This is a genomic window from Mesorhizobium sp. M4A.F.Ca.ET.050.02.1.1 (genome assembly GCF_003997725.1).
Taxonomy (GTDB): domain Bacteria; phylum Pseudomonadota; class Alphaproteobacteria; order Rhizobiales; family Rhizobiaceae; genus Mesorhizobium.
Genome location: NZ_RZSG01001003.1, coordinates 1 through 1,901, shown reverse-complemented (window position 1 = coordinate 1,901; position 1,901 = coordinate 1). Strand labels below are relative to the sequence as shown.

Annotated in this window: 3 protein-coding genes; all 3 read left to right on the top strand. The window is 65.4% G+C overall.

Features of this window, described 5'->3' with window-relative positions; all coding sequences use genetic code 11:
* Window positions 1-105: 105 nt before the first annotated feature.
* A complete protein-coding gene (rpiA, locus tag EOA33_RS34245; RefSeq protein ID WP_127407619.1) occupies window positions 106-837 on the top strand; it encodes a ribose-5-phosphate isomerase RpiA in 732 nt (243 codons plus the stop codon).
* Window positions 824-1,426 (top strand): DUF2059 domain-containing protein, encoded by a 603-nt coding sequence (locus EOA33_RS34240; RefSeq protein ID WP_126054527.1) that lies wholly within the window; start codon window positions 824-826, stop codon window positions 1,424-1,426. Before rpiA ends, EOA33_RS34240 begins: the two co-directional genes overlap by 14 nt.
* A gap of 119 nt (window positions 1,427-1,545) precedes the next feature.
* A partial coding sequence (locus tag EOA33_RS34235) for an FAD-dependent oxidoreductase (RefSeq protein WP_190234473.1) occupies window positions 1,546-1,901 on the top strand: 356 nt, incomplete at its 3' end.

The window sequence follows — 1,901 nt, the reverse complement described above, 5'->3', positions numbered from 1 at the left end:
GGCCAATCCACCGGCTTTGAGCACAAGCAGAGCGCGGCCTTTGACCGGGCGGGCAAAAATGCTAGGAGCGCCCAAATCAGCCTTTCCCGGGGACGACGTGCAATCATGGACGCGAGGCAACTGAAGGTCGAAGCCGCGCGGGCCGCCCTTGGCCATGTCACCGACGGCATGCGGCTTGGCATCGGCACCGGCTCGACGGCCGAGGAGTTCGTGCGCCTGCTCGCCGAGAAGGTCGCCACCGGGCTAAGCGTCATCGGCGTGCCGACCTCGGAGCGCACCGCAGCACTTTGCCGCGAGCTCGGCGTGCCGCTGTCGACGCTCGAAGAGACGCCGGAGCTCGACCTCACTGTCGATGGCGCCGACGAGGTCGACCCGGCCCTCACGCTGATCAAGGGTGGCGGTGGCGCGCTGCTGCGCGAAAAGATCGTCGCGGCGGCGTCCGGGCGCATGATCGTGATCGCCGACCAGTCAAAGATGGTCGAGACGCTCGGCCGCTTTCCGCTGCCGATCGAAGTCAACAAATTCGGCCTGCGCGCGACCGAGATCGCGATCGGCGCGGCCGCCGCGGGCCTCGGCCTTTCCGGCCCGGTTACATTGAGGATGACGGGGAGCCAGCCATTTGTTACAGACGGCGGCCATTTTATCCTCGATGCATCTTTTGGCCGCATTCCGGATACAAGAGCGCTTTCGAATGCTCTCCACGCCATTCCAGGCGTTGTCGAGCATGGTCTTTTCATCGGGCTGGCGTCAGCGGCCATCATCGCCGGCGGCGACGGCATCCAAACCGTCCATGCCGCCCGAAAACCAGGGAGTTCTATCGACCATGATGTTGCATAACCGGGTTCGCCGCTTCTCGGCCGCTCTGGCGGCTTCGGCTGTCCTTGCGTTGTCCTCGCCGGCGTTTGCGCAGGACGTCTCCGAATCGCACCTGAAGGCTGCGCGCGCCGCCGTCGCTGCCATCCATGCCACCGACCCGTTCGACAACATCCTGCCGCAGGCAGCGGCGGCGCTTGAGAACCAGCTCATCCAGAAGAACCCCGACATGCAGGAACTGATCGGCAAGACCGTCAGCGAGAAGGCGATGGCGCTGGCGGCGCGCCGCGCCGATCTTGAGAAGGAAGCAGCCCTTGCCTACGCCAAGGTGTTCTCCGAGAAGGAGCTCAACGACATCGCGACCTTCTACAGCTCCGATTCGGGCAAGAAGCTGCTGGACAGCGGTCCGGCAGTGACGCGCGATCTCGTCAAGGCAGCCGACATCTGGCAGAACGGCGTCGCCCGAGACCTCGCCCAGCAGGTGGGCGAAACGCTGGCTGCCGCGTCGAAGGCCGCCGCTCCGGCCGCGCCCGCTCCCGCGGATGGTGCCGCGCCGGCCGATGGCTCGGCTCCGGCTGACGGCGATGCGCCGGCCGACAACACGCAGAACTGATTTGCCTTGCTGCGCGGCCTGACGGCCGCTGGACCAGAAAGCCCGGCTTTGTCCGGGCTTTTCTTTTGGTGATGAGCAGCCTACCTGTCTCAGGCATTTTTGAAGGCAAGGAGCCACGCATGGCCGGTTACGACTACGATCTCTTCGTCATCGGCGGCGGCTCCGGAGGGGTGAGGGCGGCCCGTGTCGCGGCGGCGCTCGGCAAGCGCGTCGGCATCGCCGAGGAATACCGCTATGGCGGCACCTGCGTCATTCGCGGCTGCGTGCCGAAGAAGCTCTACGTCTATGCCTCGCAATTTCCCGAGCATTTTGCTGACGCCGCCGGCTACGGCTGGAGCGTGCCCGAGGCCAGTTTCGACTGGCCGACGTTGGTCGCCAACAAGGACAAGGAGATTGCCCGGCTGGAAGCCATCTACGAGAAGAACGTGAAAGGTGCCGGCGGCGAGACGTTCCATTCGCGCGCCATGCTGGTTGA

Coding starts and splice junctions, on each gene's coding strand:
- rpiA (WP_127407619.1), top strand. CDS start 106: ATGGACGCGAGGCAACTGAAGGTCGAAGCCGCGCGGGCCGCCCTTGGC.
- EOA33_RS34240 (WP_126054527.1), top strand. CDS start 824: ATGATGTTGCATAACCGGGTTCGCCGCTTCTCGGCCGCTCTGGCGGCT.